At 68.4% G+C, this 26,068-nt stretch carries 19 protein-coding genes and 3 pseudogenes; 13 read left to right on the forward strand and 9 right to left on the reverse strand.

Annotated features, from left to right (window positions below; genetic code table 11):
- Nucleotides 1–11 precede the first annotated feature (11 nt).
- Nucleotides 12–1,613 (reverse strand): annotated as a pseudogene (locus tag MPPM_RS01465) (ABC-F family ATP-binding cassette domain-containing protein).
- A 376-nt stretch (nucleotides 1,614–1,989) separates the two neighbouring features.
- Between MPPM_RS01465 and MPPM_RS01470 the strand changes: the two are divergent.
- The 4 genes and pseudogenes from MPPM_RS01470 to MPPM_RS01485 all read left to right on the forward strand — a co-directional run.
- A complete protein-coding gene (locus MPPM_RS01470; protein WP_096483242.1) occupies nucleotides 1,990–3,015 on the forward strand; it encodes an alpha/beta fold hydrolase in 1,026 nt (341 codons plus the stop codon).
- Complete coding sequence (locus tag MPPM_RS01475; protein WP_096483244.1) at nucleotides 2,999–3,520, forward strand: cytochrome P460 family protein; 522 nt, start codon at nucleotides 2,999–3,001, stop codon at nucleotides 3,518–3,520. The genes MPPM_RS01470 and MPPM_RS01475 overlap by 17 nt, the downstream gene beginning before the upstream one ends.
- Before the next feature lie 52 nt (nucleotides 3,521–3,572).
- Nucleotides 3,573–4,637: an adenylate/guanylate cyclase domain-containing protein gene (locus tag MPPM_RS01480; protein ID WP_096487665.1), complete on the forward strand. Its 1,065-nt coding sequence runs from the start codon at nucleotides 3,573–3,575 to the stop codon at nucleotides 4,635–4,637.
- A gap of 873 nt (nucleotides 4,638–5,510) precedes the next feature.
- Nucleotides 5,511–5,738: pseudogene (locus MPPM_RS01485) on the forward strand (HEAT repeat domain-containing protein); the annotation flags it as partial.
- 121 nt (nucleotides 5,739–5,859) lie between these two features.
- Here MPPM_RS01485 and MPPM_RS01490 read toward each other — a convergent pair.
- Nucleotides 5,860–6,624: a Crp/Fnr family transcriptional regulator gene (locus tag MPPM_RS01490; RefSeq protein ID WP_096483246.1), complete on the reverse strand. Its 765-nt coding sequence runs from the start codon at nucleotides 6,622–6,624 to the stop codon at nucleotides 5,860–5,862.
- Between the two features lie 367 nt (nucleotides 6,625–6,991).
- Between MPPM_RS01490 and MPPM_RS01495 the strand changes: the two genes are divergently transcribed.
- The 4 genes from MPPM_RS01495 to MPPM_RS01510 all read left to right on the forward strand — a co-directional run bounded on the left by MPPM_RS01495 (nucleotide 6,992) and on the right by MPPM_RS01510 (nucleotide 10,816).
- Nucleotides 6,992–8,377, forward strand: coding sequence for an ABC transporter substrate-binding protein (locus MPPM_RS01495; protein ID WP_096487666.1), 1,386 nt, complete (start codon nucleotides 6,992–6,994; stop codon nucleotides 8,375–8,377).
- Nucleotides 8,374–9,243 (forward strand): ABC transporter permease, encoded by an 870-nt coding sequence (locus MPPM_RS01500; RefSeq protein WP_096483248.1) that lies wholly within the window; start codon nucleotides 8,374–8,376, stop codon nucleotides 9,241–9,243. The genes MPPM_RS01495 and MPPM_RS01500 overlap by 4 nt, the downstream gene beginning before the upstream one ends.
- Nucleotides 9,240–10,091, forward strand: a complete 852-nt coding sequence (locus MPPM_RS01505; RefSeq protein ID WP_096483250.1) for an ABC transporter ATP-binding protein — start codon at nucleotides 9,240–9,242, stop codon at nucleotides 10,089–10,091. Before MPPM_RS01500 ends, MPPM_RS01505 begins: the two co-directional genes overlap by 4 nt.
- A 68-nt stretch (nucleotides 10,092–10,159) precedes the next feature.
- Entirely contained in the window at nucleotides 10,160–10,816 is a 657-nt protein-coding gene (locus MPPM_RS01510) for a 2-hydroxychromene-2-carboxylate isomerase (RefSeq protein WP_096487667.1), read from the forward strand.
- On the opposite strand, the gene MPPM_RS01515 is transcribed toward MPPM_RS01510, so the two are convergent.
- The 6 genes from MPPM_RS01515 to MPPM_RS01540 are packed head-to-tail and all read right to left on the reverse strand — an operon-like array spanning nucleotide 10,732 to nucleotide 16,969.
- Entirely contained in the window at nucleotides 10,732–12,141 is a 1,410-nt protein-coding gene (locus tag MPPM_RS01515) for a nucleobase:cation symporter-2 family protein (protein WP_096483252.1), read from the reverse strand. The genes MPPM_RS01510 and MPPM_RS01515 overlap by 85 nt on opposite strands.
- The gene (locus tag MPPM_RS01520) at nucleotides 12,138–13,184 is read right to left on the reverse strand and encodes an LLM class flavin-dependent oxidoreductase (RefSeq protein ID WP_096483254.1); all 1,047 of its coding nucleotides are present in this window, start codon (nucleotides 13,182–13,184) and stop codon (nucleotides 12,138–12,140) included. Before MPPM_RS01520 ends, MPPM_RS01515 begins: the two co-directional genes overlap by 4 nt.
- Nucleotides 13,185–13,188: 4 nt before the next feature.
- On the reverse strand, nucleotides 13,189–14,157 hold the full coding sequence (locus MPPM_RS01525) for an ABC transporter substrate-binding protein (RefSeq protein ID WP_096483256.1): 969 nt from the start codon (nucleotides 14,155–14,157) through the stop codon (nucleotides 13,189–13,191).
- Entirely contained in the window at nucleotides 14,154–14,726 is a 573-nt protein-coding gene (locus tag MPPM_RS01530) for a c-type cytochrome (RefSeq protein WP_096483258.1), read from the reverse strand. The genes MPPM_RS01525 and MPPM_RS01530 overlap by 4 nt, the downstream gene beginning before the upstream one ends.
- Nucleotides 14,716–15,936, reverse strand: coding sequence for a sulfite dehydrogenase (soxC, locus tag MPPM_RS01535; protein WP_173807862.1), 1,221 nt, complete (start codon nucleotides 15,934–15,936; stop codon nucleotides 14,716–14,718). The genes MPPM_RS01530 and soxC overlap by 11 nt, the downstream gene beginning before the upstream one ends.
- Nucleotide 15,937: 1 nt before the next feature.
- The gene (locus MPPM_RS01540; protein ID WP_096483260.1) at nucleotides 15,938–16,969 is read right to left on the reverse strand and encodes an ABC transporter substrate-binding protein; all 1,032 of its coding nucleotides are present in this window, start codon (nucleotides 16,967–16,969) and stop codon (nucleotides 15,938–15,940) included.
- 146 nt (nucleotides 16,970–17,115) lie between these two features.
- On the opposite strand from MPPM_RS01540, the gene MPPM_RS01545 reads away from it, so the two are divergent.
- The 3 genes from MPPM_RS01545 to MPPM_RS01560 all read left to right on the forward strand — a co-directional run bounded on the left by MPPM_RS01545 (nucleotide 17,116) and on the right by MPPM_RS01560 (nucleotide 22,396).
- Nucleotides 17,116–19,563: a hypothetical protein gene (locus tag MPPM_RS01545; RefSeq protein WP_096483263.1), complete on the forward strand. Its 2,448-nt coding sequence runs from the start codon at nucleotides 17,116–17,118 to the stop codon at nucleotides 19,561–19,563.
- A gap of 238 nt (nucleotides 19,564–19,801) precedes the next feature.
- Entirely contained in the window at nucleotides 19,802–21,025 is a 1,224-nt protein-coding gene (locus MPPM_RS01550; RefSeq protein WP_096483265.1) for an acyl-CoA dehydrogenase family protein, read from the forward strand.
- A gap of 525 nt (nucleotides 21,026–21,550) precedes the next feature.
- Nucleotides 21,551–22,396 carry an SDR family NAD(P)-dependent oxidoreductase gene (locus tag MPPM_RS01560; RefSeq protein WP_244573445.1) on the forward strand — a complete coding sequence of 282 codons (846 nt, stop codon included), beginning with the start codon at nucleotides 21,551–21,553 and terminating at the stop codon, nucleotides 22,394–22,396.
- A 142-nt stretch (nucleotides 22,397–22,538) separates the two neighbouring features.
- Here the strand turns inward: MPPM_RS01560 and MPPM_RS01565 are convergent.
- A protein-coding gene (locus MPPM_RS01565) for an IS3 family transposase (RefSeq protein WP_096483267.1) occupies nucleotides 22,539–23,686 on the reverse strand; the annotation gives its coding sequence in 2 pieces (ribosomal slippage) (nucleotides 22,539–23,431 and nucleotides 23,431–23,686; 1,149 coding nt in all).
- A gap of 185 nt (nucleotides 23,687–23,871) precedes the next feature.
- Here MPPM_RS01565 and MPPM_RS27720 point away from each other — a divergent pair.
- Nucleotides 23,872–24,008, forward strand: a pseudogene (locus MPPM_RS27720) (integrase core domain-containing protein); the annotation flags it as partial.
- Between the two features lie 514 nt (nucleotides 24,009–24,522).
- Nucleotides 24,523–25,809: a cation:proton antiporter gene (locus MPPM_RS01575; RefSeq protein ID WP_096483271.1), complete on the forward strand. Its 1,287-nt coding sequence runs from the start codon at nucleotides 24,523–24,525 to the stop codon at nucleotides 25,807–25,809.
- The last annotated feature ends 259 nt before the right edge of the window (nucleotides 25,810–26,068 follow it).

The raw sequence follows: 26,068 nt of genomic DNA on the forward strand, positions 1-26,068 counted from the left end.
CGCACGACCGATCAACCGGACTTGTCGGCGAGATCGTCGAGGGCGAGCCACCGCGTAATGCCCAGCGCGCGGAGAAAAGCCTCGTCGTGACTGACGACCAGAAGAGCGCCGTCATAGGAAGCGAGCCCGGCCTCGACCGCCTCGACGGCTTCGAGGTCGAGGTGATTGGTCGGCTCGTCGAGAAGCAGGAGTTGCGGCGGGACCGCATTCCCGAGCACGCAGGCCAGGGCGGCTCGAACTTGCTGACCGCCGCTCAACGCCGAGACAGGCCGATCCGCGGCGGCAGACCTGAACTGGAAGCGCGCCAGGGCCGCCCGGCATCCGTTCGCACCTTCCTCCGGATTGAGGCGGGCGAAGTTCTCCACCACGGTCTGGTTATGGTCGAGGGCGGTGAGACCCTGGTCGAGGCGTGCCGTGCGCACGCCGACCGACACCCGCCCCGACCAGGGGCTGAGGCGGCCCTCGATGAGGTCAAGGAGCGTCGACTTCCCCGCCCCGTTGCGCCCGGAGATCGCGATGCGCTCCGGTCCGGTCACGGAAAGCGACACATCCTCCAGAATGGGCTGACCCGGCCGATGGCCGACGGTCGCCCGCTCGATCGACACGACGGACTTCGCAGCGTGGAGGCCGCAGGACGGGATCGTGACTGAGACTGCCTACACGGCCTCGATCCGGCTGCGGGCGTCCTCGAGCTTCTGGTGAGCCTCGGAACGCAGTCGCTCCGCCGCGCGTGCACTGCCGCCGGCCGTCTTCTCCGCATTGTCTCGGCGGGCGCCGACGAGGATCCGGGGAAGGTCGCCGCGGGCACCCCGGCGATGTCCGGCCGCATCGCGCTGCTGCTGGCGTTCGACGGTGTCCCGGGTCCTTCGTGCAAGGTCCGCCGTTCGCTTCTCGGCCACAGCGAGGTCATGCTCAGCCGCAGCGATCCGAACCGCCTTGGCCTCCAGATACGCGTCGAAGTTCCCCGGATAGCGGCTCACCCCAGAGGGTCCGAGCTCCACGATGGCGTCCATGGCGTCGAGCAAGGATCGGTCGTGGCTGACCACGATTGCCCCCCCGCGCCAGTTCCGCAGAGCTGCGCACACGGCGGACCGCCCTTCGCGATCTAGGTCATTGGTCGGTTCGTCAAGCAGCAGGAAATCCGGTCCTGCAAACATCGCCGCCGCGAGTGCCGCGCGAGCGCGCTGCCCGCCGGAGAGGCAACACAGACGTGTCGCGGGGCTCACCGGTACACCCATCCGGTCCAGGGCCTCCGTGAGGCGCTCCTCCAGAGTCCAGTCGGCCTCGGCGAGCTCGTCGGCCGTGGCAGCACCGATCTCGGCGCGACGCAGCAGTGCCAGCTTGGCGGTCGCACCGAAGAGATCGGCAACCGTCTCGGTAGGCGGGATGCTCGCGAACTGGCGCAACAACGCCACCGTACCCTCGACGATGATGCTGCCGCTTGTCGGCCTCAGGCGACCGGCCACGAGGTTCAGGAATGTGCTCTTCCCGGCGCCGTTCCGGCCGACGATGCCGGTTCGCTCCTGCGTGAAGCCGGCGCTGATGTCGGAGAGGACGGTGCGCCCGTCAGGCGCGGTCCACGTGATGTTCAGAAGGGAGAGATGCGCTGGCATGCGTTGAGAGATCCCTGGCGGCAAGGCGGTTCGGCATTGCGGTCAGGGACAGTCTCATCGGCGTCGCGGCTCCATCCGGCGGCCCTTCGATAACCTCGACAGGGGCCGGGCGTCCATCATTTCGCGCGGGCGCCGAGCCGGCCGGGGACGACAGGGCGGGATCCGCCACAGTCCGGGACGAGGCCCGCGGAACATCGCATGAGCATACGCTCATCTCGCGACCCAGCACTTTGTAAGCCTCTGTATCGAGCCTCGGCCCGGCATACAGATCCTCACATTGGGCCGCCCCGAGGCACACAGAGGAGACACGCCGCGTCCTCATCCATCGCGACATCCGCACCATCACAGCGTGAACGTCATCAAGGAGAATCATGACATGCCCGAGCAGAGTCACTTGACGCGTCGGCACTGGATGAAGACCGCTGGCGCTCTCCTGGTGACGGGACCGGCCATGGCGGCGGAAGCGGTGGCCGCGCAGCCGGCCGGTCCGGCGGCCTCGCAGGCGTCCTTCGGGCCTTTGAAGCAGATCGTCACCAGCGACCTGACCGTCGCCTACGTCGAGGCCGGGCCCCCGACCGGGCAACCGGTCCTGCTTCTCCACGGCTGGCCCTACGACATCCATAGCTACGTCGACGTCGCTCCGGTCCTCGCCGCCGCGGGCTATCGCGTCCTGATCCCTTACCTCCGCGGCTATGGTGCGACGCGCTTCCTCTCGGACACCACGCCGCGCAACGGCCAGCAGGCCGCCCTCGCCAACGACGCACTAGAGTTCCTGAACGCGCTGAAAATCGAGACGGCGCTCGTCGCGGGCTACGACTGGGGCGCGCGCACCGCCTGCATCTTGGCTGCGCTCTGGCCCGATCGCTGCAGGGGTTTGGTCTCTGTCAGTGGCTACCTGATCGGCAGCCAAGCCGCGAACGCGATGCCGTTGCCGCCCAGAGCCGAGCTGCAATGGTGGTACCAGTTCTACTTCGCAACCGAGCGGGGCCGCGAGGGTTACGCGCGCTACACGAAGGACTTCGCCCGGCTGATCTGGCAGCTTGCCTCACCCAAATGGCAGTTCAGCGACGACACCTTCGCCCGTTCGGCCCAGGCTTTCGAGAACCCCGACCACGTCGCGGTCTCGATCCACAACTATCGCTGGCGTCTGAAGCTTGCGGAGGGTGAGGCCCGCTTCGACGAGACCGAGCGCAAACTGGCGGCCTTCCCGACCATTGCCGTCCCGACGATCACCATGGAGGGCGACGCGAACGGGGCGCCGCACCCCGAGCCCGCGACCTATGCCAAGAAGTTCACGGGCCGGTACGAGCACCGCCTGATCAGCGGTGGCATCGGGCACAATCTCCCGCAAGAGGCACCGCAGGCCTTCGCTCAGGCGGTGATTGATGTCGATGGTTTCTGATCTCCGCCCGCGCCGGCGTCTGTTGATCCCAGTCGCCGCCCTCGCCCTGGGACTCGCGCTCACGGCGACCGCTCAGGAAGCCGGCAAGCCGGCCTCGCCGATCTTCGGAGTCACCGTCCCGGACGGTTACCGGGCCTGGCAGCTCATCGCCCCTGCTCTGGAGGGGGAGCCGCTCAACGAGTTGCGCGCTGTCGTCGGCAACGACGTCGCGGTGAAGGCCTACACCAGCGGTACCCTGCCGTTTTCCGATGGGACGGTCCTGGTGAAGCTCGCTTGGCAACACGTGCCCTTGCCCGAGTTCGAGCCGGCCACCGTGCCGGGCCGGGCCACCACCGTGCAGGTGATGGTGAAGGACGTCAAACGCTATGCGAAGACGGGCGGGTGGGGATTCGGACGCTTCGTCGACGGCAAGCCGGTCGACGAGGCTCAGCACCAGACCTGCTTCGCCTGTCACGAGGCCCGCGTGAAGGACCGCGACTACGTCTTCACGCGCTATGCCCGCTGACGCCCCGACCGCCGGACGTGTCCAGTCCGGCGGCTTGGTATACCATGGCCCCATGCCTCCGTTCCGAGCCGGCTTCTGGATCGTGGCACCCGTCATAGGAATGCTGGCGGACCTGCTCTACGGTCTCATCTTCCATGTCGAGCTGCTGGTCTCCGGCATTCGTGGCGCCTTTATCGGCGCGCCCGTCCTCCTGTACGAGCGTGGCCTGCTGTTCCAGGCTTGGCGCGACTTGATCCGACGAGCTGCGACTCCCATTTTCGTGGCGGCGACGCTCGCCACCTACATCGCGATGATCGCGGCCGGGAATGCCGGTGCTGGTACGGTTCTGCACCACGCGTTCGGCTACATGCCGAACCCGCGCGTCGCGATGTTGATGTCCGATGCTGGGCTCGCTTACGCCCTCGGAATCTCCGCCTTGTCGGCCTTCGTCTTCCGCGTCCGGGATCTGATCGGGCCCCGCGTCTTCGCGAACCTGCTGATCGGGCGCTACCATCGACCGATCAGCGAGGAGCGCATCTTTCTCTTCCTCGACGTTGCAGGCTCGACTCGCTTCGCTGAGCAGCACGGCGACTTGGCGGCTCAGCGGTATCTTGGCGCGATCTTCAGCGCGCTCGCCTTGCCGGTACACCGCGCGCGCGGCTCCATCGACGATTATGTCGGTGACATGGCCCTCGTGAGCTGGACGATGAAACGAGGAACGCGAGATGCAGCGTGTCTGCGGTGCGTTTTCGATTTCGCACAGGTGATCGCCGACGACGCCGAGCGCTGGGTGGCAGAGTTCGGCCAAGTTCCGGGCTTCCGCGCCGTACTTCACTGCGGCTCGGTCGTGACCGCTGAAATCGGACTTGAACGACACAAGATTGCCTATTTTGGTGACACGCTGAACACCACGGGCCGTCTTGAATCTGTCGCGAAGGAACTCGGCGTCTCGATCCTCATCTCGGGCGACCTGCTTGATCGGCTCGGTACGCTGCCAAGCGGCATCATCGTCGAGGATCTGGGCTCGCGTACTGTCCGTGGACGCCATGAGCCACTTCGCATCGCAGCCGTTCACAATGGCTTCGGGCTGAGTTCCACGTCGCAGGCCTCCGCGAGGCACGGTGCCGAAACGGGCTGACCCAAGCCCCTCATTTCGCAACGGTCGACCGGAAAAATCCCTACGATAACTCCTCCAGTCGGTGGGCGCGGTCTTCGATTATGGCGCCATCATGATGGTCCGACCGTTCGCACAGCCTATGCGCAGAGTCCGCTTCCTAGCTTGGGGCGAAGGTCTGGAAGTGACCCCAAGCGGCCATTCGAGACGCTTCAGCCGATGGTTCGAATGGGGTGGTAAGCCGATGTTGAGATGACCGCTCAGGATCGCTGCTCGGGACCAGTGAGTCGTGGAAGAGTTACCACCCCTCTCGCCTGCAATGATTATTCAGCCGGTTGATCCGCGCTTCGACCTACTCGGATAATGGTCTGACCGTGCCGACGGAACGTGGTCGTTCCGGTTCCGCGCACGTCTCTTGGTGCCCGCCAGCGAGCACATGCCCGATTGGTCCGACTGGCACTTGTTGGTGTCGGAGCCGGAGTCCTTCAAAATCGACGTCCATTCGGACGCGGCGAACCGTGTGACGGCAAACTTTTCCACACCAGAGCTACAGCCTGCAACTCTGCAAACACCGCTCGCTGGATGAGAACCGCGCCCACTTGGCCATCAGGCGCAACGAAGCGCACATCAGCCCAGAGATCAATAAATCCAAAATACAGACATGCGGCCACATCGAGCCTAATCTTCTTCGATATCGGCGAATGAGGACGAGATTCGTTCACAGCTCGACATCGCGAGGCCTCCCGAAGACGAACCCCCTGCCTGCGAGGCAATTATTTTCTTCATTCGCCTCCCGCCCGACTGTCTAACGCCGGATGTCGGGCCGGCCTCTGCAGAGTCCCGGCCTTGGCGAGGAGGACGGACATGGGGGCGATCCCGCGCGAAATCAGGCTCACCGAGGTCCGGCAGAAGGCCCTGCGCAGCCTCGGCCGCCTGAAAGTTCGCCGCGCGGTGCCGATCATGGTCATTGCCCTCTCCGAGGAGATGGCAGGCCTGCGCAAAGAGGCTGCCGCGGCGCTTGGTGAAATCGCCCACCCAGCGGCGCGGGTGGGGCTGGAGGGGCTCGTGAACGACCCCGATCCGAACGTGCGCAAGACGGCGCGCTGGGCATTGGCGAAGCTGGCAGTCTACCGCATCATTCTGGATATCGGATCCAGGATGATGCGCTCCCCTCTCGTCTCGGCATCGACCTTTTCCCGAAAGCCGGGTGCCACCTCTCGGGACGCTGGCCTGGTTCTTCGCCGCCTCACCCCTCCGTCAGAACGATCTCCTGCAGCCGAGCGGGCTGCATCAGGCGGATATGCGCCCGGTCGATGGAGACGATACCATCGCGTTGGAAGCGCTTGAGCATCATCGTCACCCACTGGCGGGTCGAGCCAACCAGGGCGGCGAGTTCGTCGTGGGTGATGCGGCGGCGGATGATGACCGTGCCGTTCTCGGGCGTGCCGTAGAGGTCGCCGAGATTGAGCAGCAGTTGCGCCAGCCGCTCGATGACCGAGCGTGTGCCGAGCATCTGCGCCATCGCGGTGTAGCAGCGGCCCTTCGCTTCCAGCGCGGCGATGAGGCAGAGCGCGAAGCCCGGCATCTGGCGGATCAACCCGCGGAGCGTCGCGCTCGACAGAACGGTGACCCGCACCGGCTCGATCGCCACGCCCGACCATTGGTGGCAGCCGCCGCCATAGATGCTCGGGCCGCCGATGAAGTGACCCGGCGTCCAGTAGGCCAGCGTCACCTGTCGACCCGAAGGCCCCGAGTAGTAGACGCGCACGCGTCCCTCTTCGATCAGAAAGATGCCTTCGTGCGGTGCCCCTTGCGTGAATACGCTCTCGCCGGGAGCGAGGCTGACGCTGCGCCCGGCCGCGCGCACTCGGGCGACTTCGGCCGAGGTGAGGCCGTCGAGGAAGCCGGCGCCGTCGTCGAGTCCCTCCACCGTCTCGCAGAGGAAGAGCGCGCTGGCGATCAGGGGCGCCGGGCGGCGGGGTTCAGGAAAGGCGAGCGATACCGATGACATGGGGACCTCGGGGAAACGGCCGCGCACGAGGCCATGAGCCTGATCCGTCCTCCGCTTTCGATTATCGGTGCTGGCCGTTTGAGAGCAATTCCAAATCAGAATGTCAGCGGAACAGATCCTTCTCTCTCCGCGTGTAGTTTGAGAAGATATTTTTGATATATCAAGAACAGCCGTTCGAATGCGCAAAACTCATCTTTCCGATGAAATTAATTGCTCGTCGTCGTGTCCGTCGAGCGGCACATCCGTGAGATCGCCGCCCTCGTAAGCGGTCGAAACACCTGCCCCACGGAGCCGTCCGGTGCCTCACCCTTCCCCGCTCATCCGCCGCTTCGCCACCCTCCTCCTGACGGCGACGACGCTGGGCGCGATGACGCCCGGCCCGGCCCAGGCCGAGACCATCCGAGTCGCCGTCGGCACGCAGGACACCACGATCAACTGCGCTACCGGCGGGCTGCTGATCCGCGAGCTGAAGCTCCTCGAAAAGTACCTGCCGCGGGACGGCAAGTACCGTGACGCGACCTACGACATCCAGTGGCGCAACTTCACCAGCGGCGCGCCGCTGACCAACGAGATGGTGGCCGGCAAGCTCGATCTCGGGGCGATGGCCGACTTCCCCGGTTCGCTGAACGGCTACGCCTTCGCCAAGGCCGGGCGCCGCTCGCTGTTCATCTCGGTGCTCTCTGGCAGCGTGCGCGGCAGCGGCAACGGCATCGTCGTGCCGAAGGAGTCGCCGGTGCAGTCGCTGGCCGAACTCAAGGGCAAGACAATCTCGGTGCCGTTCGCCTCGACCTCGCACGGGCTGCTCCTGCGGGCGGTGAAAGCGCAGGGCTGGGAGCCGGGCCGCGACGTCACCATTATCACCCAGGCGCCGGAGGTGGCGGGTGCCGCGCTTCTCGCCAACAAGATCGAGGCGCATGCCGACTTCGTGCCCTTCGCCGAGCTGTTCCCCTGGCGGGGCTTTGCCCGCAAGATCTACGACGGCGCCCAGGCCAACGCCCCGACCTTCCACGGCGCTCTGGCCGACGGCGACTACGCCGAGAAGTATCCAGAGATCGTCACCGCCTATCTGCGCGCGGCGATCGAAGCGGACCGGTTGATCGCTGCCGAGCCGGAAAAGTACTCCGAACTGATCGAGCGCGTGACGGGGATCGAGGCGGAGGTCGCCTACCTGTTCCACGGTCCGCTGGGCCTTCAAACCCGGGATCTCACCTGGAAGCCCGAATACCGGCAGGCGGTGAAGACCTCGTTCGAGACGCTGAAGCTCCTGAAGAAGGCCGATTCCGACATCGACCTCGACCGCTTCGTCGATGACCGCTTCATCCGTGCGGCCACGACGCAAGCCGGCCTCGACTACGAGGCGCGCCTGAAGGACTACGCGCCGCTGCCGCTCACGGCCAACGACGCCGCCTCCGGCCAGCCGATCACCGATCCCTCCCGCGTGGCGCAGCTCTGGATCCGCGGCGAGGACCATGTTCGCCATTACGCCTCGCCCGAGGCGGCGCTCGCCGCGCTCCGCGCGCTCGAAGGCCAGGGCCGCGAGGCACGCGCCTTCTACGCTCAGGACCGGGACAGCGGGATCAAGCTGCTCGCCAACCAGGCCTGGTTCGTACGCGACGCGAAGGGCGGCCTCAGCGCCTTCCTGCTCAAGGGCGACGCGCAGGCCCACGCCGCGGCGCAGGGCGGCGAGGTGCTCGACTTCGCCGCTGTCCGAAGCGGCGCCGCGCGCCTCCCGGCGCGAGAGGCCGCCCGGTGAGCGCGTCGGCGATCGAGACAGCGCCCCCGATCCGCGCCCAGCGCGGACGGGCGGTCCGGGCGACGGTCCTGGGCGCGCTGCCGCGAAAACGCCCGTTCGGTCGCCTAGCGTTGCGTGGGGCCGCCCTGGGCTTGAGCCTGCTCGCGTGGCACCTCGCGGCGAGCAGCCAGCTCGACCTCGGCCTCGTCACTTTCCGCAACGTGCCGACTCCGGCAGCGGCGGCGCAGGCGGCCTGGGCGCTGCTCCACGCGCCTGCACTCCCGACCCATCTCGGCGCCAGCCTCGCGCGTGTGCTCTCGGGCTTCCTCGCCGCGCTGGGGGTGGGCGTCGCCCTCGGCCTCGCCATCGGCCGCTCTCGCATCGCCCGCGACCTGCTGCTGCCGCCGCTCGAAGTGCTGCGCCCGATCCCGGCAGTGGCCTGGATCCCACTCGCGATCCTGATGTTCCCCTCCTCCGAGGTCTCGATGGCCTTCATTACCTTCACGGGCGCGCTGTTCCCGATCCTCCTCAACACCGTGCACGGGGTGGAATCGGTGCATCCGCGCCTCGTGGCCGCCGCCCGCAGCCTCGGCGCGGGCGATGCCGCGATCCTGCGCGAGGTGATCCTGCCCGGCGCCACGCCCAGCATCGTGACGGGCGCGGCGATCGGCATGGGCACCGCGTGGTTCTGCCTCGTGACCGCCGAGATGATCTCCGGCCAGTATGGGATCGGCTACTTCACCTGGGAGTCCTACACGCTGCAGAACTACGACGACATCGTCGTCGGCATGCTGTTGATCGGCGTCCTGGGGATGGGATCGAGTCTCGTCGTGCGCTGGCTCGGCGCCCGGGCGACGCCGTGGGTCGGCGCGGGGAGCCAGCGATGAGCGCGGGAACGGCACCGGCGGATCTCCAGGCCGGCAATGATCCTCATGCCGACGGCCAAGTAGCGATCCGGGACGGCGCGATCCGGCTCGGGCGGGGCGATGCCGCCTTCGATGTCGTGGAGGACATCGCCCTCGACATTCCAGGCCGCCAGTTCGTCTGCATTCTCGGACCCTCGGGCTGCGGGAAATCGACCCTGCTCGGCGCGGTGGCAGGCCACCTCGCCCTGTCGCGCGGCAGCGTCAGCCTCGACGGGCGGCCGATCGCGGGGCCGCACCCGGATCGCGGCATCGTCTTCCAGCAGCACACCCTCTTCCCCTGGCTCAGCGTCCTCGACAACGTCGCCTTCGGCTTGAAGATGAGGGGCGTTGGCGGGCGCGAGCGCCGGGCGCGCGCCCGGGCACTGCTGGCGCAGGTCGGCCTGTCTGACTTCGCCGCGCGCTACCCCGCCGAGTTGTCCGGGGGCATGCAGCAGCGGGTGGAGATCGCCCGTGCCCTCATCAACTGCCCCCGCGTCCTGCTGATGGACGAGCCCTTCGGCGCACTCGACGCGCAGACGCGGTTGACGATGCAGGAGTTGCTCCTCGACATCTGGACACGGCATCGCACCACGATCCTGTTCGTCACGCACGACATCGACGAGGCCCTGTTCCTCGCCGACAGGCTCATCGTCATGACGCCGCGCCCGGGGCGCATCCTCGACGACATCCCCCTCGATTTCGGCCGGCCCCGGGATCGCGGCCTGATCACCGATCCGCACTTCACGGCGATCAAGCAGCGCTGTCTCACACTCCTCCAGGGCGCGCCCGGCGGGGTGCCGCTCGCGCGGCTGAGCCCGATCGGGGTATGAACCGCTCCAATCCCACGCAATGAAGGATCGGCCGGCCTCAAGCCGGTCGCACACCGTTGGTGCCGCCCGTGACCATCCAGGCTTCCTCGACGCCGACCGTCGAGTACTACTTCAGCTTCCTCTCGCTGTGGTCCTATGTCGGGAGCCGCGCCTTCCGCGCGCTCACGGAGCGCACCGGCGCGGAGATCGTCTACAAGCCGGTCGATCTAATGGCCGTCTTCGCGGCCGGCGGCGGCAAGCCCGTCAAGGAGCGACCCCTGCAGCGGCAGGCCTACCGTCTCGTCGAGATGCAGCGCTGGCGCCGCATCCGCGGCATCCCGCTGGTGTTGCACCCGAAGTTCTATCCGGCCGATCCCTCGCTCGCCCACCGCGTCCTGCTCGCCGCCCTCGACGAGGGCCGCGCGGTCGCCGACTTCGTCCATGCGGGCCTCAGCGCCGTCTGGGCGGACGAACTCGACATCGCCGATCCCGGCACGATCGTCGGCCTCGCTGAGGACGCCGGGCTAGACGGCGAGCGGCTGCTTGCCCGGGCCGACGAGCCCGCTCACCGCGCGACGGAGGCAGCGCTGACCCGTGAGGCGATCGGGCGGCAGGTGTTCGGAGCGCCGTTCTATTTCTATCGCGACGAGCCGTTCTGGGGTCAGGACCGGCTCGACCTGATGGAGGCGGCGATCTCGGGCTCGGAGGCACCGATCCCGTCGCCGGACCTCTCCGCCTTGGGCTGAGCTCGGGTCTGCCCGAGCAGGGCGTTGAGAAGAATGGCCGCGATCGCAGTGAGCAGGATCGGGTCCTTGACGATCGGCGAGAGCGCGTCCGGCACGGCCCGGAAGAAGAGCGGCTGCACGATCGGGATCAAGCCGATCCCCAGCGAGGCGGCGATGATGAGTGCGTCGCGGCTGCCCGCCCGGGCGTAATCGACCTGGGCCAGGATGCGGATGCCGGTCGCCGCCACCATGCCGAACATCACCAGGGCCGCCCCGCCGAGCACCGGCTGCAGGATCGAGGCCGCGAGATAGGCGACCTTCGGCACGAGGCCGAGCAACAGCATGATCGCGCCGGCCGCCGCGCAGACCCAGCGGCTGTGCACGCCGGTGAGCCCGACGAGGCCGACATTCTGCGAGTAGGACAGGTAGGGGAAGGTGTTGAGCAGGCCGCCGATCAGCGTACCGAGCGCGTCGGCGCGCAGGCCCCGCCGGATGTCCTCCGTCCCGACCTTTCGCCCGGTCATGACGCCGAGCGCCAGGAACATGCCGGTCGCCTCGATGAAGACGATGGTCATCACGAGGCACAGGATCAGGCAGGGCACGAGGTGGAAAGTGGGCGCCCCGAACTGCAGCGGCAGCACCACCCGCAGCCACGGCTCGGCGCCGAGGCCTTCGAAGCTCGTCCAGCCGAGCGCCAGGGTGACGCCGTAGCCGAGCGCGATCCCGAGAAGCACGGCGATGCGCCCGACGAAGCCCGGACCGAACCGGGCGATCAGGAGCGTCGCGGAGAGGACGCCGGCCGCCACCGCGACCGTTCCGGGAGCGCCGAAACCGGCGCTACCCGCGCCCCCGCCCGCCCAGCCGACGGCGACGCGGGTGAGCGCGATGCCGATCATCAGGAGGATCGTGCCGGTCACGACCGGCGGGAAGAACCGCATCACCCGACCGATGAAGGGCGTGACGAGAAGCCCGTAGAGGCCGCCGACGATCACCGCGCCGTAGATGCCGGTGAGCCCGACCCCGGGCATCGCCGCGATGGCGAGAAGCGGCTGGATCGCCACCGCGGTCACACCCATGATGACGGGGAGCCGGATCCCGAACGGGCCGATGCCCACGGTCTGGATCAGCGTGGCGATGCCGCAGGCGAACAGGTCGGCGTTGATGAGGAGCGCGATCTGATCCTTGGGCAACTGCAGCGCCCCGCCGACGATGAGCGGGACCGCGATGGCGTTGGCGTACATGACGAGCACGTGCTGGAGCCCCAGCACGAACAGGCGCGGCGCGGGCGGCACCGCATCGACGCTGTCACCGACCGCGCCGCCGGGAATCGGCTCGACCGGCCTCATCCCCGCACCCGCGGAAACACCTGCTCGGCGAAGCGGGCCATCTCCGCCTCAAATGGCTGGAACTGCAGCATGAAAAGCTCGATCCCGGCTGCGTGGAAGGCGCGGATGCGATCCGCTACGGTATCGTAGCTGCCGACGAGCCCGGCCGCCGTGCCGCCGTTGGTGCCGACATGGTGCGAGGCCGCCGCGTCGGTCTTGGCGAACATCACGCTCGCGACATCCGTGCGCGCTCGGGTCTCGTTCCGAAGTGCCTCGTCGCGGCGGCTCAGGCTCAGCAGGCGCGCGAACTCGGCCTCCGCCTCCCCGTCGGTCTCACGGGCGATCACGAAGGCCGAAAGGCCGTAACGCAGCCGGCCCACCGCCGCCGGGCGGTGGGCCACGTCGGCGATGAGGTCGGCGACCGCTGCGATCGGCTGTCCGTTGATGAACCAGACGTCGCCGTGATCGGCGACCAGCGCGCGGGCCGGCTCGGACTCGCCGCCGACATAGATGGTCGGCCGCGCCCGGTAGGTGCCGGCCGGTTTGAGCTGATAATCCTCGACGCGGAAATGCCGGCCCTCGAAACAGACCCGCTCGCCCCGCAGCAGCCGGTCGACGAGGTCGATCCATTCGCGGCCGTAGGCGTAGCGCTCGTCATGGGCCGGAAACGGCAGGCCGGCCCGCTCGAATTCGGCGCGGTTCCAGGCGTTGACGAGGTTGAGACTGAAGCGTCCCTGGCTCACGTGCTCGATCTGCAGCGCCATCTTGGCGAGCACGACCGGGTGGTAGAGCCCCGGCTTGATCGCCGCGATGAGTTCGATCCGCTGCGTCAGCGCCGCGAGGGCGGCCGAGGCCGTCCAGGCCTCCAGCTGGTCGCGGGTCTCGTCGTAGGGGTTCACCGTGTGCTGGGCGACGAGGACAGAATCGTAGCCGAGGCGTTCAGCCGCGAGCACGAGGGCGCGGTTGCGGGCCCAGGAGGCGTCGTGCGGCTCGTCCGGATCGTGGCGGGCGGCGCGGGAGCCGTGGACTGGGGCCCAGACGCCGAAGCGGAGCGGATGGCTCATCGGCTCACCCCCGTCCGGCCGGCGGTTGCCAGAGCCGCACGGCGGTGGCGTCGAGCCGGCGCGGGATCAGCCCGGCTTCCAGAAAGGTGTCGGCGATAGGCTGCTGCTCGGAGAGCGCTGCCCGGTCGACCGCCCGCACGGCGTAGGAGCGCCGCTCGTTGACCGTGGCGACGACCTCCGGCGGCAGGTCGCCCCAGATCGGCGCCAGGAGGGACACAGCCGCCGACGGGTTGGCCTTGACCCATTGCCCCGCCTCGACCAGCGCGGCGAAGACGGTCGCCACCACCTCCGGCTGCTCCGCGGCGAAGCTGTCGTTGACCGTGTAGTAGCGATTGTAGCTCGACAGGCCGGTGGCGTCGGCGAGCACCCGCACCGGGCGCTTGGCCTGGACAATGGCGAGGAACGGGTTCCAGATCGCCCACGCCTCGATCCCGCCCCGCTCGAACGCGGCGAGCCCGTCGGGCGCCTCCAGATAGGCCGGGCGGATGTCGGCGAATCGCAGTCCCTCGCGCCTCAGCGCGCCCGCGAGGATGAAGTGGCAGCCCGATCCCTTCGAGACGCCGACCGTGCGGCCCTTGAGATCGGCGAGCGTGCGGATCGGCGACTCGTCGGGGACGATGATCGCCTCGGCCCGCGGCGAGGCGCCCTCCATGGCGTAAAAGGTCAAGGCTGCGCCCGCCGACTGAGTGAAGACCGGCACCGCGTCGGCCACGTCCGCGTGGACGTCGACCGCGCCGGTGTTCATCGGTTCGAGAACCTTGGTGAAGAGGTGCCAGCTCACGCCGAAACCTTGCCGGCCGAGCCGTTCCTCCAGAGTGCCCCGCGCCTTCAAGACGGTGAGGAGGGTCGAGGAGCGCTGGTAGCTGAACTTCACCGTCCGGCCGGCGCGGGCCGGGCCGGATCGGCCCAAGGCGAGGCCGGTCGCGAGGCCGGCGGCCAGCGCGCCGGTGACGTGGCGTCGAGTCAGGGTCATCGGGCTTCCGTGCGCTCGGCGGGGCGGGGTGCTGGGTTCGGGGGCGGGACGTCGGGCCGCGGGTCGGCGGTGAAGCCGTCGCGGTTCGGCATGGCGACCCGTGGCAGGGACGCGGCGTCGAGGCTCGCCTCCTCCGGCAGCAGGCCGTTGAGATGCAGCACGTAGGCGCTGACCGCGTAGGTCTCGTTCGCGGTGAGCGATTGCGGCGCGTCGAACGGCATGGCCCGGCGCACGTAGTCGAACAGGGTCGTGGCGTAGGGCCAGAAGCTGCCGACCGTGCGCAGGGGCTTGGCGCTCGCGAGGCTGCCCTGGCCGCCGGCCAGAGCCTCCGCGGCCGCCCCCTCGCCGCGGGCGCCGTGGCAGGCGGCGCAGCGCGCCGCGTAGAGGCTCGCGCCATCGCGCACGCTGCCGTGGCCGGGCGGCAAACCCCGGCCATCGGGACGCACGTCGATGTCCCAGGCCGCGATGGTTTCCGGAGTGGCCGAGCGGCCGATGCCGAGCGGCTCGGCCGCAGCGGCCCCGGTGAGAGCGAGGCTCAGGACGAGCGGAAGGAGCGCCTCACGCCGCATAGGTCACTGCTCCGTCCGGCCCGATGCTCCAGCCGAACACCGCGTTGTTGTGATAGAAGGAGCGGGTGCCGCGCACCGCGACGAGAGCCTCGCGCGATGGCTGCACGTAGCCGGTCTCGTCCCGCGCCCGGCTCAGGAGCCGCGCCGGCCCGCCCTCCCAGCGCCAGGGCAGACGGAAGCGGGTGAAGCAGCGCGGCAGCACCGGTCCTTCCAGACGCGCCTCCCGCCAGGAGACGCCGCCATCGGTCGAGACCTCGACGCCGGAGATCCGTCCGCGCCCGGTCCAGGCGAGCCCGCGGATCTCGTGGAAGCCGGGCTCCTGAAGCCGCTGGCCGCCCGACGGCGCAGTGATGACGGATTTGGCCTCCATCACGAAGGTGAACTGGCGCGCGCTGCCATCCGGCATCAGGTCGGTGTATTTTGAGGTCTCCTCGCGGGTCTGGAACGGGCGGTCGCCGACCTTGATGCGGCGCAGCCACTTGATGCTGAGGTTGCCCTCCAGGCCCGGCAGGAACAGCCGCAAGGGATAGCCCTGCTCCGGGCGCAGCCGCTCGCCGTTCTGGGCGTAGGCGAGGATCGCCCCGTCGAGCGCGTCCAGGGGAACCGAGCGGGTCATGGCGCAGGCATCCGCTCCCTCCGCCAGGATCCAGGCCGCCCCCGGCTTCAGGCCGACCTCGGCCAGCAAGGTTGAGAGCTCGACGCCGGTCCACTCGGCGCAGGAGATCAGGCCGTGGCTGTCCTGCACCGTCCAGTCGGGCTTGGCCCCGAGCCAGGGCGTGTTGCCCGAGCATTCGAGGACATGCAGCCGCGAGACCGTGGGGAAACGGACGATGTCGTCCATCGTCAGGGTCAGCGGGCGCTCGACGAGGCCGTGCACGGCGAGGCGGTGCCGATCCGGGTCGATCGCCGGAATGCCGGCGTGGTGGCGCTCGAAATGCAGGCCGTTCGGAGTCAGGATGCCGTGCAGACCCTGGAGCGGCGTCACCGTGGACGAGGCCCCGGGGAAGCGCGGCGGCAGCCGCGGATAGCGCGCGAGCGTCTCATTCGGGGCGGGCCGGCCGTAGCCGGGGGCGGTGGCGCCCTGCTCGCGGGTCCAAGGCGGCACGTCGAGGGGGCTCGCCTCCGCGAGCGCCCCGGTGGCGACGCCCGCTCCGGCAAGCGAGCCGGCCATGCGCAGGAAGCCGCGCCGGTTCTCCATCCGCTTGCCCATGCTACTTCGCGCTCGCCTCGGCCTGGGCCGCCTCGAAGAAGCGGGGGTCGAACAGTCCGTCCGTGGGCGGGGTCTTCTCGCTGATGCCGAGGGTGGTCTGGAAGGACAGCATCGCGCCCGTCGCCGCCACGATGCTGCGCGGATCGGCGACGTACTGGGTCGCGGGCGAGGTGAGCGCGTTGCGCAAGGTGGCGGCGCTGACGATGCCTTTGCCGAGCGCCGCCTCGACCGCCGGGAGCGCCCGTTCCGGCTCGCGCTTGAGTAGATCGACGGCCCGTACGATCGCCGAGACGAGCGTGCGCACGGCCTCCGGGTTCTGCTCAAGGAAGGCGCCGCGCACCGCCACCACCGTTCCGGGCTGGCCCGGGAAGAGGTCGTTGCCGCCCGCGACTAGGCGGATCTGCGGGTTGCGCTCGCGGATGATGCTGAGGCCCGGCTCGCGCACCGTCGCGGCCTCGACCGCCCCGGCCAGGATCGCCTGCTGGGCCGCGTCGATGCCGAGCGTCACGATCTGCACGTCGGCCGGATCGACCTTGTGCACCTCGCGCAGCCAGTAGGACAGGTTGGTGTAGGGGATCGAGCCGAGCGGCTGGGTCGCGATCTTGGCGGGCCGTCCGTTCTCCTCGCGGAAGCGCCGGAAGGCCGCCGCCGGCGCCGTGCCGTCGGTGAGCGGGCCGGCGAGCTTGGTGCCGGCCACGAGCACGTTCTCGCCGACCGCGGTGGCCGCCACCACCCGCAGATCGACACTCCGGGTCCGGCCGATCGCCACCGGCGTGATCCCGGCGACGTAGACATCGAGCGTCCCGCTCGCCGCCGCTTGCACGGCATTCGGCCCGGAATCGAACAGCGTCACCGCGGGCTTCAGGCCGCCGGCGCCAAGCCAGCCTTCCCGCTCCGCCACGAACAAAGGTGCCGCGCCGAGCACCGGAATCGCCCCGATCCGCACGGGCAGCGGCTGCGTCTGCGCCTTCGCCGCGCAGGTCCCAAGAGTCACGAAGAGAAGAATCGCCCACCAGATGGATCGAGATAACATGATCGTTCTTTTATTTAGAGCAGAAAGATAAGATCCATTCAGATCTATCTGCATTATGGACAATTCAATCGAGCGCGCAAGACATGACATAAAATGGAGGCTATAGACCCGTGGCAAGACGGTACGTTGCGAAGGAATGATCGGCGATGCAGGACAAGACCGAGGGCCGGGCGCGGCTGGGCGAGCACGTCGCGCCGGCCGGGCTCTACCAGGCGATCAAGGCGCGTCCCTTCCTCGGCAGCATCCATTGCAGCCACGACCGGCTGGTGGCGGGCAGCTGGCACGAGATCGTGCTGACCTACGAGGTCGGCGCCTGCGGCATCGCCGACGGGGCCACCTTCAAGGCGACCTTTAAGTTCTACTCCGACTGGGCCCTGTTCCAGACCGCGGAGCCGGGCGCGGCCAACTACGTCAGCGCGGAGTACGAGGCCGGCCCGCTAGTGCCGGGGCAGTCGCCCGCCACCGTGCAGTCGCTGAGCGTGCGCTTCGACCAGAAGGGCCACGAGCGCCCGTTCCAGAAGGCGGTGATCGTTGACGTGGTCGACGGCTATCTCAACGCCGGCGACCGCATCGTCATCCGGCTGGGCGACCGGCGCGCCGGGGGGCCCGGCACCCGCGTCCAGACCTTCGTCGAGGACGGCTTCCGCTTCCGCTGCTACGTCGATCCGCTCGGCACCTCCCGCTACGTTGCGGTGCCGGGCGATCCGGTCATCGCGATCGTCGCGGGACCGCCGGCGCGGATTCAGCTCGGCGCTCCCCGCTTCGTGGCCGAGGGCGTCGCGCCGCCCCTGACGCTGGCGCTGCTCGACCGCTGGGGCAACGTCGCCCGCGACCTCGGCGGGTCCGTCGAGATCGCGGCATCACAGGACGGCGGTGAGGCGTACCGGCGCGACCACGCCGTGCCGGATACGGGCTGGGCGGTGCTGCGGGTCGAGGATCTGCCGCCGGCTTCGGGCGAACTGCACATCGCCGTCGCGCGTCCCGGCGCCCGCGACGTCGCACCGGGCGAGGCCTTCGTCACGGGCCTTCCCGACGCGCCGGTTCCGCGCGCGCTCTACGGCGACCTCCACGTCCATGCCCACGACACGGTCGGCACCAACAGCCCAACCTACAACGCGGCCTATGCCCGCGACGTGGCCGGCGTCGACGTCTACGGCTACACTGCCAACGACTTCCAGATCACCGACGAGGGCTGGCGCGAGGGCGTGGCGGTGACTGCCGGCTTCGACGCGCCGGGGCGCTTCGTCGCCTATTCGGTGCAGGAATGGTGCGGCAGCTCGACCGCGGGCGGCGACCATCAGGTGCTGTTCCTCGGCGACGATCCCCCCGGCTTTCCCTTCAACGAGCGGGGAGAGCACAACCGCACCTTCCTCTGGAACGAGAGCATGGGCGGCACGGGGGTCGAGGTCGGACGCTGGCCGGTCGAGGATCTCTGGGCGGCCTACGCGCACGATCCCGAACATCACCTCGTCATCCCGCATGTCGGCGGACGCCGCTACATTCCGGACTGGCACCATCCCGAGCTGGAGCGGCTGGTCGAGATCGCCTCGGCCTGGGGCCAGTTCGACTGGCTCTACCGGGACGTGATCGCCCGCGGCTACCAGCTCGGCGTCTGCGCCAACGGCGACGAACATCGCGGACGGCCCGGGGGCGGCGCGCCGGGTGTGCAGGTTTTCGGGGTGCGCGGCGGCCTGACCGGCATCCTCGCCGACACGCTCGACCGCCGCGCGGTCGGCCGGGCGCTCCGAGCGCGCCACACCTTCGCGACCACGGGTGAGCGCAGCGCGCTGCTCGTGCGCTGCGGCCCGCATCGCCAGGGCGACGCCTTCGTCCACGAGGGGCCGGCACAGCTCGACTACCGCTTCCTCGGCGAGGCCGGATGGGAGGCATTGACCGCCCACGACCACAGCGGCGAGATCTGGCGGCGCGACCTCCACGCCGAACTCGGTTTCTCGGAGCGCTTGGTGCGCCTGCGCTTCGGCGGCGCGCGCATCCGCGACCGCTACCGCTGGGCCGCCTGGGAGGGCCGCATCCGCATTCTCAACGGCACGATCCGGCGGGTCACGCCCCAGGGCTTCGAGCATCCCGAGGAGACTGCGTGGCGCGCAGGCCCGACCGAGATCGCCTTCCGCTCCGAGACCTACGGCGACAGCGACACCATCGAGATCGATATCGGCGACCTTGGCGCCTGCCGCATTCTCGTCGAGGGGACGATCGGCGGCTTCGTGAAGGTCGGCGACCCTCGCCGGCCCGCGTCCTTCGTCCATGCCCCGGACTTCTCCTGGGAGATCACCGGCCGCGACTTGATCGAGGCCGGCGCGCTGCGGCGCGATCTCGGCGGGGCCGGGCTGTTCCTGGCACTGGAGCGCCTGACGGAGCAGCCGCTGCCGCGGGATCTGGCCGGCCATATCGTCGTCGAGGCGGACAACGCCGCGTTCGGCTTCCGGCCGGTCTACTTCTCGGGCCGCCAGCGCGACGGCAGCCGCGTCTGGTCCTCGGCGCAGTTCATCACCTTCGCGGACAGGCAAGGAGCGCGGAAAAGTGCGACCAGATGGCCGTCAATGGCTGATGATCGGCCGTCGGAGCTTCGGTGAGGACGACGCGTGCCTGAGACCGGGAGAACGGTGTTCCCTCCCATGTCGAGGCGCAGGAAATCCACTCCTCCGGATCAATTACCGGAGAGCCGTGATTTCCAAAAGTGCGGCCCAACGCAAGTAATCGAGCCGTTCTTGTTGAGCTCAGGCCAAGAATTGTCGATTCCATGGACAGGCCGCAGCCCGAGGCCGCACTCGCGGTCCGGTTCGGCGGCGGGCAGCGGAGGATGACCGGACGATGTCGCAGATCGATGCGGGCTGGGGTGGCGGTCCGAGCGGACGCTACGAGGATCTCGCGGCAGGCTTCAGGCCGGTCTTCGCCGAGATCCGCGCCACCGCCGTCGGGCGGGACGCCGAGCGCGGACTGCCCCATGCCGAACTCGGCTGGCTGAGGGAAGCGCGATTCACCGCGCTGCGCCTGCCGCTTCAGGCGGGAGGACACGGCGCGAGCCTGCCGGAACTCTTCAACCTATTGATCGAGCTGTCGGCGGCAGATTCCAACGTCACCAACGCCCTGCGCGCCCATTTCGGCTTCACCGAGGATGTGCTAACCGCTGCCTCGCCCGAGTGGCGCGCCCGCTGGACCGCCCGGCTCGCCGCGGGCGAGACGGTCGGCAGCGGCGTGTCCGAGACCGGACCGGCCAAGGTCGGGCAGTTCGACACGGTGCTGCGCCGACGCGGCGACGAGCGGGTGGTGGATGGCCAAAAGTTCTACACGACGGGCGCACTGTTCGCCGACTGGATCCACCTCTCGGCCCAGGACGAGGCGGGCGCGCCAGTGGTCGCCGCGGTGCCGACCCGCGCGCCCGGCGTCACGATCGAGGACGATTGGGACGGCTTCGGACAGGCGCTCACCGCGAGCGGCACCGCGCGCTTCGACGGCGTCGTGCTCGCGCCGGAGCTGATCAAGCCGGAAACCGTGCGCTTCCCTTACGCCATGGCCTTCTTCCAGCTCGTGCATCTGGCCACGCTGGCGGGGATCGGCCGGGCGGCAGCGGAGGACGCGGCTGGGCTCGTCGCGGCCCGCGCCCGGGTCTACAGCCACGGCAATGCCGGGCGCCCTGCCGACGACCCGCAGGTCCAGGCGGTGGTTGGCCGGGTGCGCGGCAACGCCTATGCCGCGGGCGCCATCGTGCTGAAGGCGGCCGAGGGCGTCCAGCGCGCCGCCGAAGCTGCACAAGGGCAAGGGCGGGCGGCGGCCGAGCCGGCCTGCGCCCTCGCCGACGTCGAGGTCAACCAAGCCGTGACCGTGGTGACGAACCTCGTCCTGGAGGCGACGACCGTGCTGTTCGACGCGCTCGGCGCCTCCGCTACGAAGGCCGAGCACGGGCTCGACCGCCACTGGCGCAACGCCCGCACGCTGACCTCGCACAATCCGCGGATCTACCGCGAGCGCAGCGTCGGCGACTTCGCGATCAACGGCACCAGGCCGCCCCGCGAGTACCGCGTCGGAACGGCCTGAGGTGCCTGCCAAGTCCCGCCGCGACCGGATGGGTCTAGGTGCCTTCCTTTGTCCGGGCAGCCGTCACGTCGCCGCCTGGCTCCGCCCCTCGTCGCAGGTCGATGCCGGCCTCAACGCCGCGCATCACCGGCACTCGCCCGAACGGCGGGGGCGGCGGGCTTCAATCTGCTGTTCCTGGCGGATGGAGTCAGCATCCGCGGCGACGACCCCGACGCCCTGAGCCGCACCGCGATCCGCTACATCGGTCAGTTTGAGCCGCCGGCGTTGCTTTCCTAACCTCGCGGCGGCCGAGCGGATCGGCCGCGCGGCGACCGCTCGACCACCTACATGGAACCCTTGACTTGGTCCCGCTGTGCGATGCGGGTGACGCCTAATCTATGTCAACGAGGCACAAGCCTCCTCTGTCACTTGAAGCGGACATTTCACGTCATGATGGCGAGGGTCCGCTGCTGGCGCGATGCAGCCCGACGGCCAGGGACTCCAGCGCACGAAAATCAACGCGGGATCATCTCGACCACCGGAGCGTTGCGCTTCGGCACCAGCGCGATGGCGAGCGGGACGGAACCGATGATGGGAGTGCGTGAGTGCAAGGGACTGGCGGTGGTGACGGGCGCCTCCAGCGGCATCGGGCTGGAACTGGCGAAGCTGTTTGCAGCCGATAGCTACGATCTTCTGATTGCCGCCCGCGGCGAGCACGTCGATGCGGTGGCCGCCCGGATGCGCGAGGCTGGAACGTCGGTCGAATCTTGTCGAGCCGACCTGTCGACCCCGGCGGGCGTCGAAACACTGCATGCGGCGATCCAAGCCGCTAAGCGGCCCCTTGAGGCCATCGCCATCAACGCCGGTGTCGGCCTCGGCGGTCCCTTCGTCGAGAACCGCTGGGAGGACGAACTGAACCTCATGCGGGTCAACGTCATCGAGACCGTTCACCTCGCCAAGCTCGTTGTGCCCGGTATGGTCGCCCGGGGCCGAGGGCGCGTCCTATTCACGTCCTCGATCTCGGGCACCACACCGGTGCCGTTCGAGGCCGTCTACGGCGCCTCCAAGGCGTTCGTTCTCTCATTCGCCGAAGCCATCCGCAACGAGCTGCGCGACACCGGCGTCACCGTAACGGCCCTCTTGCCTGGTCAGACCGAGACCAACTTCTTCCATCACGCCGGCATGGATGACACCAGCATCGGAGCGGGTCCGAAGAGTGACCCGGCCGATGTGGCAAAGGCGGGCTACGAAGCGATGATGGCGGGTCGGGAGAAGGTCGTAGCTGGTAGCATCGCGACGCAGTTCGAAGCTGCGGTGCTGAACCGCATCCTGCCCGACTCGATGAAGGCGGAGCGGCACAGGAAGATGTCCGAGCCAGGCGGCGCAGAGTAGCGGGGGCCTTCGGAAGCCGTTGCCCAGATCCTGCTTATCGATAGCGGGTGAGTTCCTGAGCCTTTGCGGACCCTCCGCGCTACCTATTCGCATGTCCGCTTGGAAGGCGATCTGGCCTGCTGCCGGTTTGGTGGACCCCGTCCTAAGCTAATCGGGCTCGGTTTTCGAACTCGACAGGGCTGAGGTAGCCCAAGGTCGAGTGCCGCCGCGCCGGGTTGTAGAAGCGCGCGATGTAATCGAACACGTCGGCCCGGGCTTCATCCCGCGTGCGATAGGTCCGCCGGGCGGTGCGCTCGGTCTTCAGCGACGAGAAGAAGCTCTCCATCGCCGCGTTGTCCCAGACGTTGCCCGACCGGCTCATCGAGCAGGTCACGCCATGCTCGGCCATCAGACGCTGGAAGGCTTCACTCGTGTATTGCGATCCCTGATCCGAGTGATGCAGCAAGGCATCCGGCTTGCCCCTGCGCCAGATTGCCATGACGAGCGCATCCGTGACGAGTTGAGCCGTCATGCTGGCCTGCATCGACCAACCTACGACGCGGCGCGAGAACAAATCGATGACGGCGGCGACGTAGAGCCAGCCCTCGACCGTCCAGATATACGTGAAGTCGGCGATCCATTTCCGGTTCGGGGCGTCGGCCGCGAACCGCCGATCCAGAAGATTGGGCGAGGCAGCGGCCCGCTCGCCCTCGTCCTTCGGCAGCCCTCGTCGGCGAGGTCGTGCCCGCAAGGCGTTCTCGCGCATGATCCGCTCGATGCGGTGCAGCCCGCACGAGACACCCTCGGCCAACACATCGCGCCAGACGCGCCTTGCGCCGTAGGTGCGGTCGCTGGCAACAAAGCTCGCGTGGGCCTTGCTCAGGATGGCTTCGTCGTCCCGTGTGCGTTGGCTGGGCTGCCGGATGAGCCAAGCGTGGAAGCCGGAGCGCGAGCCACCCAGCGCCGCGCACATCCAAGCAACCGGCCAGACAGCGCGATGCTTTGCGATGAACGCGAACTTCATATCGCGTCCCTCGCAAAGTAGGCGGCGGCCATTTTTAGGATATCACGCTCCGCCTTTAGACGAGCGACCTCCTTGCGCAGGCGATCGATCTCGATCTGCTCGGGCTTCATCTGCCCCTGACCGGGAAAGGCGTGCCGCGGATCGGCCGCCGCCTGCTTCACCCACCGGTGCAGCATCGTCGCGTGAACATCGAGATCGCGCGCGGCCTGCGCGACACTGACACCCCGTTCCCGAACCAGTCGAACCGCCTCGATCTTGAACTCACGTCCGAACTTGCGACGCTGCATGGAGCACCTCCGGCTTCACCATCACACCTAAACCGGGTGTCCGTGAAACCGGCAGCAGGCCAATCTGGCGCAGCTTCAGCACCACCTACTCCGCGCTCGTCTTCTGTCCTTGCCGCATGTTCGACTCCTTCGGTCCTGGCTGATCCTCTCAATCAGCCCGGTCCAAAACCAGCCGGTCAGGTCAGTTCTTGCCGTTAGCCGACGCGAGGAGCAAGATCGAGACGTGGCGGCGGCACTACAACGAGAGCCGTCCTCACACCGCCCAGGGGGGCGAAGGCCCCAGGAAATTGCCCTGGCGGCGGCCCTGCAGGCCGCCGAATAAGATCCGGAAGCTCACCTTCCGGCCGGACCAAAATCCGGCTTACCGCCTTGAGGTCTGCTCTTCTCTTGCGAGCGGGCATTCGGACCAGCAGGCTGGAAGGTCTGCAAGGGGTCGAGAGCGGTGGCTTAGCCTCTGCCGGCCCAATGTCTGTCGCGGCATGAGCGGGCGGCGCGCTGGACGCGAAAAATGTAGCTGGTGTGAGGACACAGAAGCTCACTTGCTGTGGCCCGCACGGAACACCCGAGTTTGCCGTCCGGTTGCCCTTGCGAGGCTCCACCCAAGGCTGACCGCCGGCTGCCGCGCGGGCGACGTGCTGCCGCCCCGGCACTGGAGCGGTTTAATCGCGCAGACGGTTGCGGCGGACGGACTTGCAGCCGGCGACGGGAACAGGTCCGACTCTCGGCTCAACGGACGGACGCGCCGCAAGCAGGTCCACGAGGTGCCTGAGCGCATCTCTGACCTTTCCCGACCGGGCAGCTCGTGAGGCTGACCCTCCACCGATGCGAGGGCCACCATGATTTCGATCTTCGACCTCGCCGCCCTGCTGCTGACGCTCTCGGCCCTGTTCAGCTGGCTCAACCGGCGCTTCCTGCCGCTCCCGCACGCCATTGGCCTCCTCATCCTGGGGCTGCTCGCGTCGCTGGTGCTCGTTGCAGTCGACCTCGCCTTCCCGCAGCGGCACCTCTACGACGCGCTCACGACGGCGCTCCAGCAGATCGACTTCACCGAGGTCGTAATGAACGGCATGCTGGCCTTCCTGCTGTTCGCCGGCGCGCTTAATCTCAACCTGCAGGCGCTGCGAGAGCGGGCTTGGCCGGTCGCGACCCTGGCGCTGGTCGGTACGGCGGTCTCGACCGCGGTGGTGGGGCTCGCTGTCTGGGGCGTGAGTCAGGCACTCGGCCACGCCCTACCGCTCGTCTGGGCCTTAGTCTTCGGCGCTCTGATCAGTCCGACCGACCCGGTCGCGGTCCTCGCCACGCTCAAGAACGTGCAGGTGCCGCAGGCCTTGGAGGTCGAAATGCAGGGGGAGGCGCTGTTCAACGACGGCGTCGGCGTGGTGCTGTTCACCGCATTCCTTGGGTTTGCTGCTGCTACTGGTGGCGGCGAGCGAGGCGCGCTCGGCATCGTCGAGTTGCTATTGGTGGAGGCGGGTGGTGGCATCTTGCTCGGCCTCGTCACCGGCTACATCGCTTACCGGTCCATGCGTGCCATTGACGACTTTTCCGTCGAGGTGCTGATCACGCTCGCGCTCGTGACCGGCACCTACGCACTGGCGCAGAAGCTCGGCACCAGCGGACCGCTCGCCGTGGTTGCGGCCGGGTTGCTGGTGGGAGAGCGGGGCCCTCGCGACGCGATGAGCAAGCGCACCCAAGGCTACGTCTCTGCGCTATGGACGCTCATCGACGAGGTGCTGAACTCGGTGCTGTTCTTGCTGATCGGCCTGGAGGTGCTCGTCCTGCGCTTCGATGCATCGGCGCTCTGGCTGGCCGCTGCCGCCGTACCCCTCGTCATCCTCGGGCGCGGCGTAGCGGTCTCGGTTTCCCTGCTCCTACTTCGTTGGAGCGACGACTCCCTCTCGGCGCGGAACGTGCCGTTCCTGACCTGGGCGGGCGTGCGCGGCGGCATCTCGGTGGCGTTAGCGCTCACCGTGCCTGAGGGCGAGCACAAGCCGGCGCTGCTCGCCGCGACCTATGCCGTCGTGCTGTTCTCGATCATCGTTCAGGGCTTGACCCTTGGCATCGTCGCCCGTCGCACGGTCAATGGTGCGAAAGGCAGTCACAACACACCAGCGCCTTTATGACCGATAGGTTGACGTCCGCAGCATCAGCATCCGCCGCGCCGGCAGAAGACGACATCCAATAACTTGAGGTTGAAAGTACAGTTAAGCAAGCGAGGAGCCAACTCCTGCCTCATTGCGAACATTCGGCCCATTTTTGGCGAAGGTCCGGATGGGCTGGCTTGCAGACGTTCAAGACAGCGGCGGGTGAACTGCCACAGCTACAAGCGCGCACGCGACATGATGCGGTAGCCAATGACTGTCATCGCCAAGCCCGGCAGCG

The sequence above is a fragment of the Methylorubrum populi genome, assembly GCF_002355515.1.
Taxonomy (GTDB): domain Bacteria; phylum Pseudomonadota; class Alphaproteobacteria; order Rhizobiales; family Beijerinckiaceae; genus Methylobacterium; species Methylobacterium populi_A.

Bases quoted from the DNA above. Each gene is read 5' to 3' on its own strand.
- MPPM_RS01495 (WP_096487666.1), top strand. From the start codon at position 6,992: ATGACGCCCGGCCCGGCCCAGGCCGAGACCATCCGAGTCGCCGTCGGC.
- MPPM_RS01550 (WP_096483265.1), top strand. From the start codon at position 19,802: ATGTCGCAGATCGATGCGGGCTGGGGTGGCGGTCCGAGCGGACGCTAC.
- MPPM_RS01520 (WP_096483254.1), bottom strand. From the start codon at position 13,184: ATGAGCCATCCGCTCCGCTTCGGCGTCTGGGCCCCAGTCCACGGCTCC.
- MPPM_RS01490 (WP_096483246.1), bottom strand. From the start codon at position 6,624: ATGTCATCGGTATCGCTCGCCTTTCCTGAACCCCGCCGCCCGGCGCCC.
- MPPM_RS01470 (WP_096483242.1), top strand. From the start codon at position 1,990: ATGCCCGAGCAGAGTCACTTGACGCGTCGGCACTGGATGAAGACCGCT.
- MPPM_RS01515 (WP_096483252.1), bottom strand. From the start codon at position 12,141: ATGAGGCCGGTCGAGCCGATTCCCGGCGGCGCGGTCGGTGACAGCGTC.
- MPPM_RS01480 (WP_096487665.1), top strand. From the start codon at position 3,573: ATGCCTCCGTTCCGAGCCGGCTTCTGGATCGTGGCACCCGTCATAGGA.
- MPPM_RS01475 (WP_096483244.1), top strand. From the start codon at position 2,999: ATGTCGATGGTTTCTGATCTCCGCCCGCGCCGGCGTCTGTTGATCCCA.
- MPPM_RS01505 (WP_096483250.1), top strand. From the start codon at position 9,240: ATGAGCGCGGGAACGGCACCGGCGGATCTCCAGGCCGGCAATGATCCT.
- MPPM_RS01575 (WP_096483271.1), top strand. From the start codon at position 24,523: ATGATTTCGATCTTCGACCTCGCCGCCCTGCTGCTGACGCTCTCGGCC.
- MPPM_RS01530 (WP_096483258.1), bottom strand. From the start codon at position 14,726: ATGCGGCGTGAGGCGCTCCTTCCGCTCGTCCTGAGCCTCGCTCTCACC.
- MPPM_RS01525 (WP_096483256.1), bottom strand. From the start codon at position 14,157: ATGACCCTGACTCGACGCCACGTCACCGGCGCGCTGGCCGCCGGCCTC.
- MPPM_RS01545 (WP_096483263.1), top strand. From the start codon at position 17,116: ATGCAGGACAAGACCGAGGGCCGGGCGCGGCTGGGCGAGCACGTCGCG.
- MPPM_RS01540 (WP_096483260.1), bottom strand. From the start codon at position 16,969: ATGTTATCTCGATCCATCTGGTGGGCGATTCTTCTCTTCGTGACTCTT.
- soxC (WP_173807862.1), bottom strand. From the start codon at position 15,936: ATGGGCAAGCGGATGGAGAACCGGCGCGGCTTCCTGCGCATGGCCGGC.